This is a genomic window from Streptococcus sp. 3874 (assembly GCF_013276425.1).
GTDB classification, from domain to species: domain Bacteria; phylum Bacillota; class Bacilli; order Lactobacillales; family Streptococcaceae; genus Streptococcus; species Streptococcus pseudopneumoniae.
This window is the reverse complement of sequence record NZ_VMLA01000027.1, coordinates 615-17,943: the sequence shown is the minus strand read 5'-3', so window position 1 is coordinate 17,943 and position 17,329 is coordinate 615. Positions and strand designations below refer to the sequence as shown.

Here is a 17,329-nt window from a genome sequence, read left to right as displayed (position 1 = left end):
GAAAACGATAAGGAGGGAAAGGATGCGTTGTCCAAAATGTGGGGCTACCAAGTCAAGTGTTATCGATAGTCGCCAAGCAGAAGAAGGGAACACCATTCGTAGAAGACGTGAGTGCGACGAATGCCAACACCGTTTTACAACTTACGAACGAGTAGAAGAAAGAACCTTAGTGGTTGTTAAAAAAGATGGCACACGGGAACAATTCTCCAGAGATAAAATCTTTAATGGGATTATCCGCTCAGCCCAGAAACGTCCTGTGTCAAGTGATGAAATCAACATGGTAGTCAATCGTATCGAACAGAAACTCCGTGGTCGAAATGAAAATGAAATTCAAAGTGAGGACATTGGTTCACTCGTCATGGAGGAGTTGGCTGAATTGGACGAGATTACCTATGTACGTTTTGCTAGTGTCTATCGTAGTTTTAAGGATGTCAGTGAGTTAGAGAGCTTGCTCCAACAAATCACCCAGTCCTCTAAAAAGAAAAAGGAAAGATAAATGAAGCCAATTGACCGTTTTTCTTATCTAAAGAATAATCGGGTGTCGCAAGATACCTCATCTCTGGTACAGTGCTACCTCCCGATTATCGGTCAGGAGGCACTGAGCCTTTATCTTTATACGATTAGTTTTTGGGATAATGGTAGAAAGGAATATCTTTTTTCAAGTATCCTCAATCATCTCAACTTTGGGATGGATAGACTGATAAAATCATTGAAAATCTTATCTGCTTCTAATCTCTTGACTCTCTATCAAAAGGGGGATGTTTATCAGCTAGCCCTCCATGCTCCTCTATCTAGTCAAGACTTCTTGGGGCATCCTGTTTATCGCAGACTCTTAGAGAAAAAGATTGGCGATGTAGCTGTGGAGGATTTGAAAGTTGAAAGTGCTGATGGTGAAGAAATACCTGTCTCACTCAATCAAGTCTTTCCAGAATTGGCAGAACTAGGCAGTCAAGAAGACCTTGGTCTCAAGAAGAAAGTGGCCAATGATTTTGACTTGGAACATTTTCGCCAGCTGATGGCTCGAGATGGACTTCGTTTTGCGGATGAGCAGTCCGATGTCTTAAACCTCTTTGCTATTGCCGAGGAGAAGAAATGGACTTGGTTTGAAACCTATCAATTGGCCAAGTCAACAGCTGTTTCTCAGGTTATTTCAACCAAACGCATGCGTGAAAAAATTGCTCAAAAACCAGTTTCCTCTGACTTTAGTCTTAAGGAAACAACCATTATCAAAGAAGCCAAAAGTAAAACTGCCCTGCAGTTCTTGGCAGAAATCAAGCAAACACGCAAGGGAACCATTACCCAAACAGAAAGAGAACTCTTGCAACAGATGGCTGGCTTGGGCTTGCTGGACGAAGTCATTAATATCATTCTCTTATTGACCTTTAATAAGGTGGATTCGGCAAACATCAATGAGAAATATGCCATGAAGGTGGCTAATGATTATGCCTATCAAAAGATTCATTCGGCAGAAGAGGCAGTCTTGCGCATCCGTGAGCGAGGGCAGAAAGCAAAAACACAAAAACAGAATCAGACTGCCCCAGTAAAAACCAATGTTCCTAAATGGAGTAATCCTGAATATAAGAATGAAACCAGCGAGGAAACTCGTCTGGAACTAGAACGTAAGAAGCAAGAACTATTAGCTCGATTAGAAAAAGGAGGAGATTAGATGGAAAGTGTCGGAGACGTACTCAAACGTCAACCCAGCCGTTTTTATTATCAAGATTTGGTCCAGAAAATCATGAAGGACCCTGATGTTGCGGCCTTTATCCAGCAAGAATCCTTGACTCCAGAGGAATTAAATCGCAGTATCTCCAAGTTTAATCAGTACATCACCGAGCGCGACAAGTTTCTCCGTGGTGATACGGATTATATTGCCAAAGGCTACAAGCCGATTTTGGTTATGAATCATGGCTATGCGGATGTTTCTTATGAAGAAACTCCTGAGCTAATCGCGGCTGAAAAAGAAGCGGCTATTAAGAACCGTCTCAAGCTAATCAATCTACCAGCCAGTCTCAAGAAAGCTAGTTTGGCTCAAGTTGACTTGGATGATTTGGGGCGCTTACCAGTTTTTGAAAAGCTACTAGCCTTCGTGGAGCAATATCCAGCTATTCGAAAAGGTCTTTACTTATATGGAGACTTTGGTGTGGGTAAAAGTTTCATGGTGGCGGCCTTAGCTCATGATTTATCAGAAAAACGTGGTGTTTCATCAACTCTCCTCCACTATCCTAGCTTTGTCATTGATGTCAAAAATGCTATCAGTGATGGCAATGTTAAGACCTTGGTGGATGAGATTAAGCTGTCTGAGGTCCTGATTTTAGATGATATTGGCGCCGAGCAATCAACCGTTTGGGTGCGTGACGAAATCCTGCAGGTCATTCTCCAATATAGGATGCAGGAAAATTTACCGACCTTTTTCACATCCAACTTCAACTTTGAAGATTTGGAGAAGCATTTTGCGAAAGTGAAACATGGAAATGACGAAACCTGGGAAGCCAGACGGGTCATGGAACGCATCCGTTATTTGGCTGAGGAGACTCGTTTAGAAGGAGTAAACCGTCGATGACAGAAACCATTAAATTGATGAAGGCTCATACTTCAGTGCGCAGGTTTAAAGAGCAAGAAATTCCCCAAGTAGACTTAAATGAGATTTTGACAGCAGCCCAGATGGCATCATCTTGGAAGAATTTCCAATCCTACTCTGTGATTGTGGTACGAAGTCAAGAAAAGAAAGATGCTCTGTATGAATTGGTACCTCAAGAAGCTATTCGCCAGTCTGCTGTTTTCCTTCTCTTTGTCGGAGACTTGAACCGAGCAGAAAAGGGAGCCCAGCTTCATACCGATTCATTCCAACCCCAAGGTGTAGAAGGTCTCTTGATTAGTTCAGTCGATGCGGCTCTTGCTGGTCAAAATGCCCTGCTGGCAGCTGAAAGCTTGGGCTATGGTGGTGTCATTATTGGCTTGGTGCGTTACAAATCAGAAGAAGTGGCAGAGCTCTTTAACCTGCCTGACTACACCTATCCTGTTTTTGGGATGGCACTGGGTGTGCCAAATCAAGAACATGAAGTTAAACCTCGCTTGCCATTGAATCAAGTGGTGTTTGAGGAAGAATATCAGGAACAAACAGTTGATGTGATTGAGGCTTATGACCGTGTACAGGCTGACTATGCTGGGGCGCGTGCGACCACAAGCTGGAGTCAGCGCCTAGCAGAACAGTTTGGTCAAGCTGAACCAAGCTCAACTAGAAAAAATCTTGAACAGAAGAAATTATTGTAGAAAGTGAGAAATTATGGCCCTACCAACTATTGCCATTGTAGGACGTCCCAATGTTGGGAAATCAACCCTATTTAATCGGATCGCTGGTGAGCGAATCTCCATTGTAGAGGATGTCGAAGGAGTGACACGTGACCGTATCTATGCAACGGGTGAGTGGCTCAATCGTTCCTTTAGCATGATTGATACAGGAGGAATCGATGATGTCGATGCTCCTTTCATGGAACAAATCAAGCACCAGGCAGAAATTGCCATGGAAGAAGCCGATGTTATCGTCTTTGTCGTGTCTGGTAAGGAAGGAATTACCGATGCGGACGAATACGTAGCCCGTAAGCTTTATAAGACCCACAAACCAGTTATCCTCGCAGTTAACAAGGTGGACAACCCTGAGATGCGAAATGATATCTATGATTTCTATGCCCTCGGTTTGGGTGAACCACTGCCTATCTCATCTGTCCATGGTATCGGTACAGGGGATGTACTAGATGCGATTGTGGAAAACCTTCCAAATGAATATGAAGAAGAAAATCCAGATGTCATTAAGTTTAGCTTGATTGGTCGTCCTAACGTTGGAAAATCAAGCTTGATTAATGCTATCTTGGGAGAAGACCGTGTCATTGCCAGTCCTGTTGCTGGAACAACTCGTGACGCTATTGATACCCACTTTACAGATACAGATGGTCAAGAGTTTACCATGATTGATACGGCTGGTATGCGTAAGTCTGGTAAGGTTTATGAAAATACTGAGAAGTACTCTGTCATGCGTGCCATGCGTGCTATTGACCGTTCAGATGTGGTCTTAATGGTCATCAATGCGGAAGAGGGGATTCGTGAATACGACAAGCGTATCGCTGGATTTGCTCATGAAGCTGGTAAAGGGATGATTATCGTGGTCAACAAGTGGGATACGCTTGAAAAAGATAACCACACTATGAAAAACTGGGAAGAAGATATCCGTGAGCAGTTCCAATACCTGCCTTACGCACCGATTATCTTTGTATCAGCTTTAACCAAGCAACGTCTCCACAAACTTCCTGAGATGATTAAGCAAATCAGCGAAAGTCAAAATACACGTATTCCATCAGCTGTCTTGAACGATGTCATCATGGATGCCATTGCCATCAACCCAACACCGACAGACAAAGGAAAACGTCTCAAGATTTTCTATGCGACCCAAGTGGCAACCAAACCACCAACCTTTGTCATCTTTGTCAATGAAGAAGAACTCATGCACTTTTCTTACCTGCGTTTCTTGGAAAATCAAATCCGCAAGGCCTTTGTTTTTGAGGGAACACCGATTCATCTCATCGCAAGAAAACGCAAATAAAAAAGTAGAATCTGGAATGACAGTTCCGGATTTTTTTGATATAATAAAATAATAGAAAACGCTATCAAAAAGGAGGTATCGATGAAACATTTGTTTAAATTTATAATCTTATTGCCCTGGTTTTACTTTTTCAATTGGATTGAAAAGGATAATAGAGAAAGTAAATTTTTCCCAATTTTTTACTATTTTTACTGGTTTTACATCCCCCTCTATGCTCTTTTTAGCCTTGCTTGGACAGTTATTTCAGTTCTGTTTTTCAATATCGTCTTGAGAAATTTGACAGATATCAAGTTATGGGGCATTTGGTTTCTTTTTATTCTGCTAGCTATTGGTCTGAATAGGTTAACTTATTCTTGTTTCAAAAAAATGCTTAGACTAAGAAAGGAGTTAGGGAAGTCTAAAGCGGGGAGGCATTGATTTATATCGGTTTTTTAATAGGAGGTGGCTTATGAAGATTCCTCTCTTAACTTTGGCAAGGCATAAATTTGTTTATGTCTTGCTTACTTTGCTTTTTCTTGCTTTGGTTTATCGTGATGTTTTGATGACTTATTTCTTTTTTGATATTCATGCGCCCGATCTAGCTAAATTCGATGGACAAGCAATTAAAAATGACTTATTAAAATCAGCATTAGATTTTCGTATTCTCCAGTTCAATCTAGGTTTTTATCAATCATTTATTATTCCAATCATCATTGTTTTGCTAGGTTTTCAATATATTGAGCTGAAAAATAAAGTTTTACGATTGAGTATTGGAAGAGAAGTGAGTTATCAAGGGGTAAAAAGAAAGTTGACTTTGCAAGTTGCAAGTATCCCTTGTGTGATATATTTAGTGACTGTGCTGATAATTGCAATTTTAACTTATTTCTTTGGGACTTTTTCTCCTCTTGAATGGAATTCTCTATTTTCTGATGGGAGTAGTTTACAAAGGCTCCTAGATGGAGAGATAACAAGCTATTTGTTCTTTACTTGTGTCCTACTAATCGGTATTTTCATCAATGCAGTCTATTTTTTAAAAATAGTTGATTATTTAGGGAATGTGACTCGTTCGGCAATTGCCTATTTGATGTTTCTTTGGCTTGGTTCTATGTTACTCTATAGTGCCTTGCCTTACTATATGGTTCCTATGACGAGTTTGATGCAAGCTAGCTATGGGGATGTCAGTTTGATGAAACTCTTTACTCCTTATATCCTTTATATTGTCCCCTATATGGTGCTTGAAAAATATGAAGATAATGTTTAAGAATTTTAACAATATTTTGCTAAAGAGAAAGATCGTTTTACTACTTCGTATAGTTCTGATGATGATTTTGATAAACTATCTATTGTCAACAGCGGTTCAAAAGCAGGATGTTTTTCTCTTTTTCAAGAGAGAATTGATTTCAATCTTTTCCTATAATGACTATTCTGAAGTGAATTTAGAAATCCCCAAACTCTTGTTAAACCTTTCGCTTTTCATGGTAGGATGGCTCTCTGTTATTTTGCTTGAAACTGATTTGGCAGACCATTACCATCACTTGATTCGCTATCAATCAAGCTCCTTTTTCGATTATACAAGGAAACGATTGGTTGTCATCTCTAAATTTTTTACTCAAGATTTATTTGTCTGGTTCCTTGGTTTACTTCCTCTAGGAATTCATTTCAAAACAGTCGTACTTTTCTTTTTACTTGCTCAGTTAATGATGTTGTACTTGCTACTGTCTTATCTGATAGCACTGATTAGTGCGGGCGCTGGTTTTTCCTTTTTTCTCTATTTTTTAGCATTTGTGGGACAAGAATGGATGATGGATCATATTGTAACAGTGTATTTAGGACTCTTAAGTTTATTAGTTATCTTGATTGTTAGTCGCTTGGAAGAGAAATTTAAGAAAGGATAAACGATGAGACTTGAAATTATAAATGGACAGAAAATTTATGGGAAAAGACCTATTTTAAATGAGTTAAATCTGGTCTTTCAATCAGGAAAAATTTATGGCCTTAAAGGTGATAATGGATCTGGCAAGACGGTTCTTTTAAAGGCACTTGCTGGTTATATTAAGCTTGACAAAGGAAAAGTTCTTCAAGATGGGGAAGTCTACGGGATAAAAAATCATTATATTCAGGATGCAGGGGTTTTAATTGAAAAAGTCGAGTTTTTATCTCATTTATCCCTTAGAGAAAATTTGGAATTGTTGAGGTATTTTTCATCTAAAGTTACGGAAAAAAGAATTGCCGATTGGATCCAATATTATGATTTACAGGAATTTGAAGACGTTGAGTACCGTCATTTATCCTTAGGAACGAAACAAAAAATGGCTTTGATTCAAGCCTTTATTGCCGAACCATCTATACTCTTTCTCGATGAACCCATGAATGCTTTGGATGAGAAGAGTGTGAGGTTAACCAAACAGGTCATTTTATCTTACCTTAAAAAAGAAAATGGTCTGGTTATCCTGACATCACACATATCGGAAGATATTTCAGACCTTTGTACAGATGTATTAGTTGTCGAAAATGGGCATATACAGTATTCAAAAGATATACAAGCTTAGGAGGTGGCTTATGGCACATCTAAAATCATTTATTACACGCTATTCTAAGGTCTATATTGGTTTAGTTCTGCTGATCTGGCTGGCTTTCTTCTTTCTTCCTTGGGATAAACCAGTTCTGGGAATATCTATCAATCTCTTAATCATGCAGAAAGTTTTACTAGTTTTTGGAATTCTGTCCATTTTGATGGCCTTGCTGTCCAAGAAAGTCAGTCTCTTTGTTTTTGGACTTATCTGTTGTCTTTCTTTTTGGACTTATCTGTTGTCTTTCTTTTTGGATAAATCTATTTATCCTATTTGCCATTTTGCCGATTCTTGGCAATTAAAGTATCATAAAAGTCAGAGAGGTTAGCTTGAAAACTAGCCTCTTTTTCCTTTTCAAAATGGGGATTCTTCCTTGAAAATAATCAGTAATTGTGCTAAAATTAAAAGAACATTCTAAAATATTCGGAATTTAAAGTAAGGAAAAACATGGCTAATATTTTAAAAACAATTATCGAAAATGATAAAGGAGAAATCCGTCGTCTGGAAAAGATGGCTGACAAGGTTTTCAAATACGAAGACCAAATGGCTGCTTTGACTGATGACCAACTAAAAGCAAAAACAGTTGAATTTAAAGAACGTTATCAAAATGGAGAATCGCTGGATTCATTGCTTTATGAAGCATTTGCGGTTGTCCGTGAGGGTGCCAAACGTGTCCTAGGTCTCTTCCCATATAAGGTTCAGGTCATGGGGGGAATCGTTCTTCACCATGGTGACGTGCCAGAGATGCGTACAGGGGAAGGGAAAACCTTGACTGCGACTATGCCGGTATACCTCAATGCCCTTTCAGGCAAAGGGGTTCACGTAGTTACGGTTAACGAATACCTATCAGAACGTGACGCGACTGAGATGGGTGAATTGTACTCATGGCTTGGTTTGTCAGTAGGGATTAACTTGGCTGCCAAATCTCCAATGGAGAAAAAAGAAGCCTATGAGTGTGACATTACCTACTCAACCAACTCAGAAATCGGATTTGACTACCTACGTGATAACATGGTCGTTCGTGCTGAAAACATGGTACAACGTCCGCTTAACTATGCCTTGGTCGATGAGGTTGACTCTATCTTGATTGACGAGGCCCGTACACCTTTGATCGTATCAGGTGCTAATGCAGTTGAAACCAGTCAGCTCTACCATATGGCAGACCACTATGTAAAATCTTTGGACAAAGACGACTACATCATCGATGTGCAGTCTAAGACTATTGGTTTGTCTGATTCAGGGATTGACAAGGCTGAAAGCTACTTCAAGCTTGAAAATCTCTATGACATCGAAAACGTAGCTCTTACTCACTTTATCGATAATGCCCTTCGTGCCAACTACATCATGCTTCTCGATATTGACTATGTGGTGAGCGAAGAGCAAGAAATCTTGATTGTCGACCAATTTACAGGTCGTACCATGGAAGGTCGTCGTTATTCTGATGGCTTGCACCAAGCTATTGAAGCCAAAGAAGGTGTGCCAATCCAGGATGAAACCAAGACATCTGCCTCAATCACGTATCAAAACCTTTTCCGTATGTACAAGAAATTGTCTGGTATGACGGGGACAGGTAAGACTGAGGAAGAAGAATTCCGTGAAATCTACAACATTCGTGTTATTCCAATCCCAACAAACCGTCCTGTTCAACGGATTGACCACTCAGACCTTCTTTATGCAAGTATCGAATCTAAGTTTAAAGCGGTTGTCGAAGACGTTAAGGCTCGTTACCAAAAGGGTCAGCCTGTCTTGGTTGGTACAGTAGCGGTTGAAACTAGTGACTACATTTCTAAGAAATTGGTCGCAGCTGGTGTTCCTCACGAAGTCTTGAATGCCAAAAATCACTATAGAGAAGCCCAAATCATCATGAATGCTGGTCAACGTGGTGCCGTTACCATCGCAACCAACATGGCGGGTCGTGGTACCGACATCAAGCTTGGTGAAGGTGTTCGTGAACTTGGAGGACTTTGTGTGATTGGTACAGAACGTCATGAAAGTCGTCGTATCGATAACCAGCTTCGTGGACGTTCAGGTCGTCAAGGAGATCCAGGTGAGTCACAATTCTACCTCTCTCTTGAAGATGATTTGATGAAACGTTTTGGTTCTGAACGCTTGAAAGGCATATTTGAACGCTTGAATATGTCTGAAGAGGCCATTGAGTCTCGTATGTTGACGCGTCAGGTTGAGGCAGCTCAGAAACGTGTCGAAGGAAATAACTACGATACCCGTAAACAAGTCCTTCAATACGACGATGTCATGCGTGAACAACGTGAGATTATCTATGCTCAACGTTACGATGTCATCACTGCAGACCGTGACTTGGCACCTGAAATTCAGGCTATGCACAAACGCACGATTGAACGTGTCGTCGATGGTCATGCGCGTGCCAAACAAGATGAAAAACTTGAAGCAATTTTGAACTTTGCTAAGTACAACTTGCTTCCAGAAGATTCTATTACGATGGAAGATTTGTCAGGCTTGTCTGATAAGGCCATCAAGGAAGAGCTTTTCCAACGTGCCTTGAAGGTTTATGATAGTCAGGTTTCAAAACTACGCGATGAAGAAGCAGTTAAAGAATTCCAAAAAGTTTTGATTCTACGAGTGGTGGATAACAAGTGGACAGATCATATCGATGCCCTTGATCAATTGCGTAACGCGGTTGGACTTCGTGGTTATGCTCAGAACAACCCTGTTGTTGAGTATCAGGCAGAAGGTTTCCGTATGTTTAATGATATGATTGGTTCGATTGAGTTTGATGTGACACGCTTGATGATGAAAGCACAAATTCATGAACAAGAAAGACCACAGGCAGAACGCCATATCAGTACAACAGCGACTCGCAATATCGCTGCTCACCAAGCAAGTATGCCAGAAGATTTGGATTTGAGCCAGATTGGACGCAATCAACTTTGCCCATGTGGTTCTGGTAAGAAGTTTAAAAATTGTCACGGTAAAAGACAATAAAATGAGATAGTTTAGAGGCGGATATCTTGTGAAAAGTAAATTTTTACTTGGTATCCGTTTGCTTTATAAGGAGATGACTTATGGTATTTACAGCAAAAAGTCCTAAAATAAATATCGAAGAAGTTCGTGCCTTATCAAAATTAGAAGGCCAAGCTTTGGAGAGAAAATCACAGCGCGATCAAGAGCTAGAAGCCATCATGCGTGGAGAAGACCAGCGGATTCTCTTGGTAATCGGTCCGTGCTCATCTGACAACGAAGAAGCTGTCCTTGAATACGCTAAGCGTTTGGCAGTCCTACAAGAAGAAGTGGCAGATCGTATCTTTATGGTTATGCGTGTTTATACTGCCAAACCCCGTACCAACGGAGATGGCTATAAGGGCTTGATTCACCAGCCTAACGCGACAGAAGCGCCTAGTCTTATCAATGGAATCAAAGCCGTTCGCCATCTTCACTATCGTGTCATCACAGAAACAGGGATGACAACTGCTGATGAAATGCTTTATCCTGAAAACCTTCCGCTTGTAGATGATTTGATTTCTTACATGGCAGTTGGTGCCCGTTCAGTTGAAGACCAGCAACACCGCTTTGTGGCAAGTGGGGCAGGATTTTCTACTGGTTTTAAAAATCCAACCTCTGGAAATCTCAATGTCATGTTTAATGGGATTTATGCTGCTCAAAACAAACAAAGTTTCCTTTTCTTAGGAAAAGAAGTAGAAACAACTGGGAACCCGCTTTCACACGCTATTCTTCGTGGTGCTCTTAATGAGTATGGTAACAATATTCCCAACTACTATTATGACAATTTAATTGAGACCATTGCCCAGTATGAGAAAATGGGCTTGGAAAATCCTTTTATCATCATTGATACCAATCATGACAATTCTGGTAAGCAGTATATGGAACAGATCCGAATTGTCCGCCAGACCTTGATTAACCGTGCTTGGAATGAAAAAATTAAGCAGTTCGTTCGTGGTTTTATGATTGAGTCTTATCTGGAAGATGGTCGACAAAATGAGCCAGAAGTATTTGGTAAGTCTATCACAGACCCTTGCTTGGGTTGGGATAACACAGAAGCTCTTGTCAGAGAAATTTACAAAACGTTAGGAGAATAAGATGGCATTTATTGAAAAAGGTCAAGAAATCGATATGGAAGTCATTAAGGCTGAAACCCAATTGTCTGCGGAAGCCTTGAGACTCAAGGAAAGCCGTGACAGGGAATTGGCAGACATTATTTCAGGGGAAGATGACCGTCTCCTTTTGGTAATTGGTCCTTGCTCTTCTGATAATGAAGAAGCTGTCTTGGAATATGCCCGCCGCTTGTCAGCCTTGCAAAAGAAGGTAGCGGACAAGATTTTCATGGTTATGCGCGTTTATACTGCTAAGCCTCGTACCAACGGAGACGGCTATAAAGGGTTGGTTCACCAGCCAGACACTTCTAAGGCTCCAAGCCTGATTAACGGTTTGCAGGCTGTGCGCCAGTTGCACTACCGAGTGATTACAGAGACTGGTTTGACGACGGCAGATGAGATGCTTTATCCGTCAAATCTAATCTTGGTGGATGACTTGGTCAGCTACCATGCTGTTGGAGCTCGTTCTGTGGAAGACCAAGAGCACCGCTTTGTGGCTTCTGGGATTGATGCACCAGTAGGGATGAAAAATCCAACCTCAGGAAATTTGGGTGTTATGTTTAACGCCATCTATGCTGCTCAAAATAAGCAAACCTTCCTTTATCATGGGCAGGAAGTTGAGACTTCAGGTAATCCTTTGTCCCATGTCATCCTCCGTGGAGCAGTTAACGAGTATGGCAATTATATGCCGAATTACTACTATGAAAACCTACTCCAAGCCATTGAACGCTATGAAACCATGGGACTTGAAAATCCCTTTATCCTCATTGATACCAACCATGATAACTCAGGCAAGCAGTATATGGAGCAGATTCGAATTGTTCGCCAGACCTTGCAAAATCGTGATTGGAATGAGAAAATTAAAAAGACAGTTCGAGGATTTATGATTGAATCTTACCTAGCAGATGGTCGTCAAAACCAACCAGAGGTCTTTGGCTGCTCTATTACAGATCCTTGCCTAGGTTGGGAAAATACAGAGGCTTTGGTAGAAGAAATCTATGCTACCTTGGCAGAATAAGTGAAAAGGATGGAGTTGGGGAATCTCAACTCCTTTTGATGAGAATGATAGTTGGACACGGAATTGACATCGAAGAATTGGCTTCGATAGAAAGAGCGGCTGCACGACATGAAGGCTTTGCCAAGCGCGTGCTGACAGCCAAGGAAATGGAACGGTTTAACAGTCTTAAAGGGCGCAGGCAAATCGAATATTTGGCTGGTCGCTGGTCGGCTAAAGAAGCCTTTTCCAAGGCCATGGGAACGGGAATTGGCAAGCTCGGTTTTCAGGATTTAGAAGTCTTAAACAATGAACGCGGGGCGCCTTATTTTAGTCAGTCACCATTTTCAGGAAAAATTTGGCTATCTATCAGCCATACCGATCAGTTTGTGACAGCCAGTGTCATTTTGGAGGAAAATCATGAAAGCTAGTCCGCATAGACCAACCAAGGCTCTGATTCATCTGGGAGCTATTCGACACAATATTCAGCAAATGGGGGCTCATATCCCTGAGGGGACACTCAAGTGGGCAGTGGTCAAAGCCAATGCCTATGGGCATGGGGCAGTAGCTGTTGCCAATGCGATTCAAGATGATGTCGATGGCTTTTGCGTTTCCAATATTGATGAAGCTATTGAACTCAGACAAGCTGGACTCAGCAAGAAAATCCTTATTTTAGGAGTTTCTGAGCTAGAAGCTGTTACTCTAGCTAAAGAATATGACATCACCTTGACAGTGGCTGGATTGGAGTGGATTCAAGCACTCTTAGATAAGGAAGCAGATTTAACTGGCTTGACTGTCCACCTCAAGATTGACTCAGGGATGGGACGGATTGGTTTTAGAGAGGCTAGTGAGGCTGATCAGGCTCAAGACTTGCTCCAACAACACGGTGTTCGTGTTGAAGGAATCTTTACCCACTTTGCGACTGCTGATGAGGAATCAGATGACTATTTTAATGCCCAGTTGGAACGGTTTAAAACCATTCTATCAAGTATGAAAGGTCTTCCAGAGCTGGTTCATGCTAGCAATTCTGCAACGACTCTTTGGCATGTAGAGACTATTTTCAATGCGGTTCGTATGGGAGATGCCATGTATGGTCTCAATCCTAGCGGAGAGGTCTTGGATTTACCCTATGACTTGATTCCAGCCTTGACCTTGGAGTCTGCTCTGGTTCATGTCAAGACAGTTTCAGCTGGAGCTTGCATGGGCTACGGGGCGACCTATCAGGCAGATAGCGAGCAGGTCATCGCGACCGTGCCAATCGGCTATGCAGATGGATGGACAAGAGACATGGAAAATTTCTCTGTCTTGGTAGATGGCCAAGCTTGCCCAATTGTCGGCAGGGTTTCGATGGACCAAATCACTATTCGATTGCCTAAGCCTTACCCACTCGGAACCAAGGTAACCTTGATTGGCTCCAATGGGGATAAGGAAATCACTGCAACTCAGGTAGCGTCCTACCGTGGGACTATTAACTATGAGGTGGTTTGTCTTCTCAGCGACCGCATTCCGAGAGAATATGATTAGAAAAGAAAGGAGTGGAGCATGAATCTACATCAACCCTTGCATGTCTTACCTGGTGTGGGACCAAAGTCAGCAGAAAAATACGCCAAACTAGGAATTGAAAACTTGCAAGACCTCTTGCTTTACTTTCCTTTCAGATATGAAGATTTCAAAACCAAGCAAGTGCTGGAGCTGGAAGACGGAGAAAAGGCAGTTCTGTCTGGACAAGTAGTGACTCCTGCCAGTGTCCAGTATTATGGTTTCAAGCGCAATCGTCTGCGCTTTAGCCTCAAGCAGGGAGAAGTCGTTTTTGCGGTGAACTTCTTTAACCAGCCCTATCTGGCTGATAAGATAGAGTTGGGAGCAACTCTTGCTGTCTTTGGAAAATGGGACCGTGCCAAGGCTAGTCTGACTGGGATGAAGGTCCTGGCTCAGGTGGAAGATGATCTCCAACCTGTCTATCGCTTGGCTCAGGGAATCAGTCAGGCCAGTCTGGTCAAAGTTATCAAGACAGCCTTTGATCAGGGACTGGAACTCTTGATTGAGGAAAATCTTCCCCAGTCTTTGCTGGACAAATACAAACTCATGTCCCGTTGTCAGGCTGTTCGTGCCATGCATTTCCCCAAGGATTTGGCAGAATACAAGCAGGCTCTTCGCCGTATCAAATTTGAGGAACTCTTTTATTTTCAAATGCAATTGCAGACGCTCAAGTCTGAAAATAGAGTTCAGGGAAGTGGTCTGGTTCTGAATTGGTCTCAGGAAAAAGTGACAGTAGTTAAAGAAAATCTACCTTTTTCCTTGACCCCAGCTCAAGAAAAGAGTTTACAGGAAATTTTGACAGACATGAAGTCGGATCACCACATGAATCGTCTCTTGCAAGGGGATGTGGGGAGCGGAAAAACGGTGGTCGCTGGCTTGGCTATGTTTGCGGCAGTGACAGCTGGCTACCAATCAGCCCTCATGGTACCAACAGAAATTCTCGCAGAGCAACATTTTGAGAGTTTACAGAACCTTTTTCCAGACTTGAAACTGGCTCTATTGACAGGTTCCTTAAAAGCTGCAGAAAAGAGAGAAGTCTTGGAGACCATTGCCAAGGGTGAGGCTGATTTGATTATCGGAACCCACGCTCTGATTCAGGATGGAGTGGATTATGCTCGCCTTGGCTTGATTATCATCGATGAACAGCACCGTTTTGGTGTGGGGCAAAGGCGTATTTTACGGGAAAAAGGCGACAATCCAGATGTCCTCATGATGACGGCGACTCCCATTCCACGGACGCTGGCCATCACAGCCTTCGGAGATATGGATGTTTCCATTATCGACCAGATGCCAGCAGGTCGGAAGCCTATTGTGACACGCTGGATCAAGCATGAGCACTTACCTCAGGTCTTGACTTGGTTAGAGGGGGAAATTCAAAAAGGTTCTCAAGCCTATGTCATCTCTCCCTTGATTGAAGAATCAGAAGCTCTGGATTTGAAAAATGCCATTGCCTTATCAGAGGAGTTGACGGCTCATTTTGCAGGTAAGGCAGAAGTGGCTCTTCTACATGGTAAGATGAAGAGTGACGAAAAAGACCAGATCATGCAGGATTTCAAGGAGAGAAAAACAGATATTCTAGTTTCAACAACGGTTATCGAGGTTGGGGTCAATGTTCCAAATGCGACTGTCATGATTATCATGGATGCCGATCGCTTCGGGCTTAGTCAGCTTCACCAGCTCAGAGGTCGTGTGGGTCGGGGGGACAAGCAGTCCTATGCTGTTCTTGTTGCCAATCCCAAGACGGATTCTGGGAAAGACCGCATGCGCATCATGACAGAAACCACCAATGGTTTTGTCCTTGCGGAGGAAGATTTGAAAATGCGTGGTTCTGGTGAGATTTTTGGAACCAGACAGTCAGGGCTTCCAGAGTTCCAAGTGGCTGATATTATCGAGGATTTTCCGATTTTAGAAGAAGCTAGAAAAGTTGCTAGTTACATTAGTTCTATTGAAGGCTGGCAAGAGGATCCAGAGTGGCGCATGATTGCCTTTCATCTGGAAAAGAAAGAACATCTGGATTAAGCTTTCTCTAAGGAAAACTTAAGCTAGCTTTCAGGTTTGGCCCTTATACTAGAGTCATCAAAAAGAAACGAGGACTCTCATATGACAGTAACGATTAAAGTAAATTACCCAAGCACTTTTCAAAAGAAAGAAGCAAAAAACTAGTATAAACAGAAGAGAGAGCGAAATGCTCTTTTTTCGTTTCTAAAACTACTTTTAGCCCATCATCCTAAAAGTAAAGAATCTAAATTCACTTTCTATTTACCCTTCTTTCTTGCATTGATTACATAGATATGCTACAGTTGTGGTAACGATTACAAAATAAAAGGAGCATGCTATGAAAAATCCAGCTTTGCTAGAAGAAATTAAGACCTATAGAGGAAGGGATGAGGTTCCGGAAGACTTTGATGCTTTCTGGGATGGGGAAGTGAAAAATGTTTCCACACCTCCATCCTACCACTTGGAGGAAAGAGATTTCCACATTCCTCAAGTCAAGTGCTATGAGTTAACATTTGAAGGAAGCAAGGAAGGAAAGGTTTATGCACGCATTGTTCTTCCAAAGAGTGAGGAGAAGGTTCCACTAATCTTCCATTTTCATGGTTATATGGGACGTGGCTGGGATTGGGCCGACATGCTGGGCTTCACCGTAGCTGGTTACGGTGTTGTTTCCATGGATGTTCGAGGCCAGTCGGGCTATTCACAAGACGGTTTGCGTTCTCCTCTAGGAAATACGGTTAAGGGACATATTATCCGTGGTGCTGTGGAGGGTCGGGATCACCTCTTTTATAAGGATGTTTATCTGGATATTTACCAGTTGGTTGAAATTATTGCTAATCTGCCTGAGGTAGATGAGAAGCGTCTTTCTAGCTATGGTGCCTCTCAAGGTGGTGCTCTAGCTTTGGTTGCAGCAGCGCTCAATCCTCGAATTCAGAAAACAGTTTCCATCTATCCCTTCTTGTCAGACTTCAGACGGGTGATTGAGATTGGCAATACTAGTGAGGCTTATGATGAACTTTTCCGTTATTTCAAGTTCCACGATCCTTTTCATGAAACAGAGGAGGAAATCATGGCGACCCTTGCCTATATCGATGTCAAAAATCTTGCCCATCGTATCCAAGGTGAGGTTAAGATGATTACGGGCTTGGACGACGATGTTTGCTATCCCATTACCCAGTTTGCGATTTACAATCGTTTGATCTGCGATAAGGCTTATCGCATCATGCCTGAGTATGCCCACGAAGCCATGAATGTTTTTGTCAATGACCATGTTTATAACTGGCTCTGTGGGAGTGAGATTCCTTTCAAATATCTAAAATAAGGAGTCGACTCTAGGCACAAAATCTTAAAAATCACAAACACGCATAGTATCAGGGGATTAAGAAGACTTGATACTATGCGTTTTATCATGGAAATATTTATAGAATTTTTTGTTGCTAGCTTTGTCAAATTGCTTAAAATAATTTTTTTCAGAAAGCAAAAGCCGATACCTATCGAGTAGGGTAGTTCTTGCTATCGTCAGGCTTGTCTGTAGGTGTTAATACTTTCCAAAAATCTCTTCAAACCA

Annotated in this window: 16 protein-coding genes and 1 pseudogene; all 17 read left to right on the top strand. The window is 41.9% G+C overall.

Annotation, left to right across the window (positions count from 1 at the left end; translation table 11 throughout):
* The first annotated feature begins 22 nt into the window (after window positions 1-22).
* Window positions 23-496, top strand: a complete 474-nt coding sequence (nrdR, locus tag HT703_RS02940; protein WP_001203672.1) for a transcriptional regulator NrdR — start codon at window positions 23-25, stop codon at window positions 494-496.
* The gene (locus tag HT703_RS02935; protein ID WP_172923196.1) at window positions 497-1,666 is read left to right on the top strand and encodes a replication initiation and membrane attachment family protein; all 1,170 of its coding nucleotides are present in this window, start codon (window positions 497-499) and stop codon (window positions 1,664-1,666) included. It abuts the gene before it with no gap.
* Entirely contained in the window at window positions 1,667-2,563 is an 897-nt protein-coding gene (gene dnaI / locus HT703_RS02930; RefSeq protein WP_088814777.1) for a primosomal protein DnaI, read from the top strand.
* On the top strand, window positions 2,560-3,273 hold the full coding sequence (locus HT703_RS02925) for an NADPH-dependent oxidoreductase (protein WP_023935676.1): 714 nt from the start codon (window positions 2,560-2,562) through the stop codon (window positions 3,271-3,273). Before dnaI ends, HT703_RS02925 begins: the two co-directional genes overlap by 4 nt.
* 13 nt (window positions 3,274-3,286) lie before the next feature.
* Window positions 3,287-4,597, top strand: a complete 1,311-nt coding sequence (gene der, locus HT703_RS02920; protein ID WP_001207696.1) for a ribosome biogenesis GTPase Der — start codon at window positions 3,287-3,289, stop codon at window positions 4,595-4,597.
* 81 nt (window positions 4,598-4,678) lie between these two features.
* Window positions 4,679-5,014 carry a hypothetical protein gene (locus tag HT703_RS11620; protein WP_000681324.1) on the top strand — a complete coding sequence of 112 codons (336 nt, stop codon included), beginning with the start codon at window positions 4,679-4,681 and terminating at the stop codon, window positions 5,012-5,014.
* 31 nt (window positions 5,015-5,045) lie between these two features.
* Window positions 5,046-5,837 carry a hypothetical protein gene (locus tag HT703_RS02915; protein WP_000701281.1) on the top strand — a complete coding sequence of 264 codons (792 nt, stop codon included), beginning with the start codon at window positions 5,046-5,048 and terminating at the stop codon, window positions 5,835-5,837.
* On the top strand, window positions 5,830-6,471 hold the full coding sequence (locus HT703_RS02910; protein ID WP_007284818.1) for a hypothetical protein: 642 nt from the start codon (window positions 5,830-5,832) through the stop codon (window positions 6,469-6,471). The genes HT703_RS02915 and HT703_RS02910 overlap by 8 nt, the downstream gene beginning before the upstream one ends.
* Window positions 6,472-6,474: 3 nt before the next feature.
* Complete coding sequence (locus HT703_RS02905; RefSeq protein ID WP_001235270.1) at window positions 6,475-7,125, top strand: ABC transporter ATP-binding protein; 651 nt, start codon at window positions 6,475-6,477, stop codon at window positions 7,123-7,125.
* 10 nt (window positions 7,126-7,135) lie between these two features.
* Window positions 7,136-7,448 (top strand): annotated as a pseudogene (locus HT703_RS02900) (hypothetical protein).
* 145 nt (window positions 7,449-7,593) lie between these two features.
* Complete coding sequence (gene secA / locus HT703_RS02895; RefSeq protein ID WP_001274079.1) at window positions 7,594-10,107, top strand: preprotein translocase subunit SecA; 2,514 nt, start codon at window positions 7,594-7,596, stop codon at window positions 10,105-10,107.
* Between the two features lie 80 nt (window positions 10,108-10,187).
* Window positions 10,188-11,219 (top strand): 3-deoxy-7-phosphoheptulonate synthase, encoded by a 1,032-nt coding sequence (locus HT703_RS02890; RefSeq protein WP_000232198.1) that lies wholly within the window; start codon window positions 10,188-10,190, stop codon window positions 11,217-11,219.
* A gap of 1 nt (window position 11,220) precedes the next feature.
* Entirely contained in the window at window positions 11,221-12,252 is a 1,032-nt protein-coding gene (locus HT703_RS02885) for a 3-deoxy-7-phosphoheptulonate synthase (RefSeq protein WP_000864063.1), read from the top strand.
* Window positions 12,253-12,296: 44 nt separating this feature from the next.
* On the top strand, window positions 12,297-12,659 hold the full coding sequence (gene acpS / locus HT703_RS02880) for a holo-ACP synthase (RefSeq protein ID WP_000634996.1): 363 nt from the start codon (window positions 12,297-12,299) through the stop codon (window positions 12,657-12,659).
* A complete protein-coding gene (alr, locus tag HT703_RS02875; protein WP_000648056.1) occupies window positions 12,649-13,752 on the top strand; it encodes an alanine racemase in 1,104 nt (367 codons plus the stop codon). Before acpS ends, alr begins: the two co-directional genes overlap by 11 nt.
* Window positions 13,753-13,770: 18 nt before the next feature.
* Complete coding sequence (gene recG / locus HT703_RS02870; protein WP_001048779.1) at window positions 13,771-15,786, top strand: ATP-dependent DNA helicase RecG; 2,016 nt, start codon at window positions 13,771-13,773, stop codon at window positions 15,784-15,786.
* Window positions 15,787-16,102: 316 nt separating this feature from the next.
* Complete coding sequence (locus HT703_RS02865; protein ID WP_000795134.1) at window positions 16,103-17,083, top strand: acetylxylan esterase; 981 nt, start codon at window positions 16,103-16,105, stop codon at window positions 17,081-17,083.
* Window positions 17,084-17,329: the final 246 nt, after the last annotated feature.

Excerpts from the sequence above, each read along its gene's own strand:
- secA (WP_001274079.1), top strand. The coding sequence starts at position 7,594 with ATGGCTAATATTTTAAAAACAATTATCGAAAATGATAAAGGAGAAATC.
- HT703_RS02885 (WP_000864063.1), top strand. The coding sequence starts at position 11,221 with ATGGCATTTATTGAAAAAGGTCAAGAAATCGATATGGAAGTCATTAAG.
- dnaI (WP_088814777.1), top strand. The coding sequence starts at position 1,667 with ATGGAAAGTGTCGGAGACGTACTCAAACGTCAACCCAGCCGTTTTTAT.
- nrdR (WP_001203672.1), top strand. The coding sequence starts at position 23 with ATGCGTTGTCCAAAATGTGGGGCTACCAAGTCAAGTGTTATCGATAGT.
- acpS (WP_000634996.1), top strand. The coding sequence starts at position 12,297 with ATGATAGTTGGACACGGAATTGACATCGAAGAATTGGCTTCGATAGAA.
- HT703_RS11620 (WP_000681324.1), top strand. The coding sequence starts at position 4,679 with ATGAAACATTTGTTTAAATTTATAATCTTATTGCCCTGGTTTTACTTT.
- HT703_RS02935 (WP_172923196.1), top strand. The coding sequence starts at position 497 with ATGAAGCCAATTGACCGTTTTTCTTATCTAAAGAATAATCGGGTGTCG.
- der (WP_001207696.1), top strand. The coding sequence starts at position 3,287 with ATGGCCCTACCAACTATTGCCATTGTAGGACGTCCCAATGTTGGGAAA.
- HT703_RS02910 (WP_007284818.1), top strand. The coding sequence starts at position 5,830 with ATGTTTAAGAATTTTAACAATATTTTGCTAAAGAGAAAGATCGTTTTA.
- HT703_RS02905 (WP_001235270.1), top strand. The coding sequence starts at position 6,475 with ATGAGACTTGAAATTATAAATGGACAGAAAATTTATGGGAAAAGACCT.
- recG (WP_001048779.1), top strand. The coding sequence starts at position 13,771 with ATGAATCTACATCAACCCTTGCATGTCTTACCTGGTGTGGGACCAAAG.
- HT703_RS02915 (WP_000701281.1), top strand. The coding sequence starts at position 5,046 with ATGAAGATTCCTCTCTTAACTTTGGCAAGGCATAAATTTGTTTATGTC.
- HT703_RS02865 (WP_000795134.1), top strand. The coding sequence starts at position 16,103 with ATGAAAAATCCAGCTTTGCTAGAAGAAATTAAGACCTATAGAGGAAGG.
- HT703_RS02925 (WP_023935676.1), top strand. The coding sequence starts at position 2,560 with ATGACAGAAACCATTAAATTGATGAAGGCTCATACTTCAGTGCGCAGG.
- alr (WP_000648056.1), top strand. The coding sequence starts at position 12,649 with ATGAAAGCTAGTCCGCATAGACCAACCAAGGCTCTGATTCATCTGGGA.
- HT703_RS02890 (WP_000232198.1), top strand. The coding sequence starts at position 10,188 with ATGGTATTTACAGCAAAAAGTCCTAAAATAAATATCGAAGAAGTTCGT.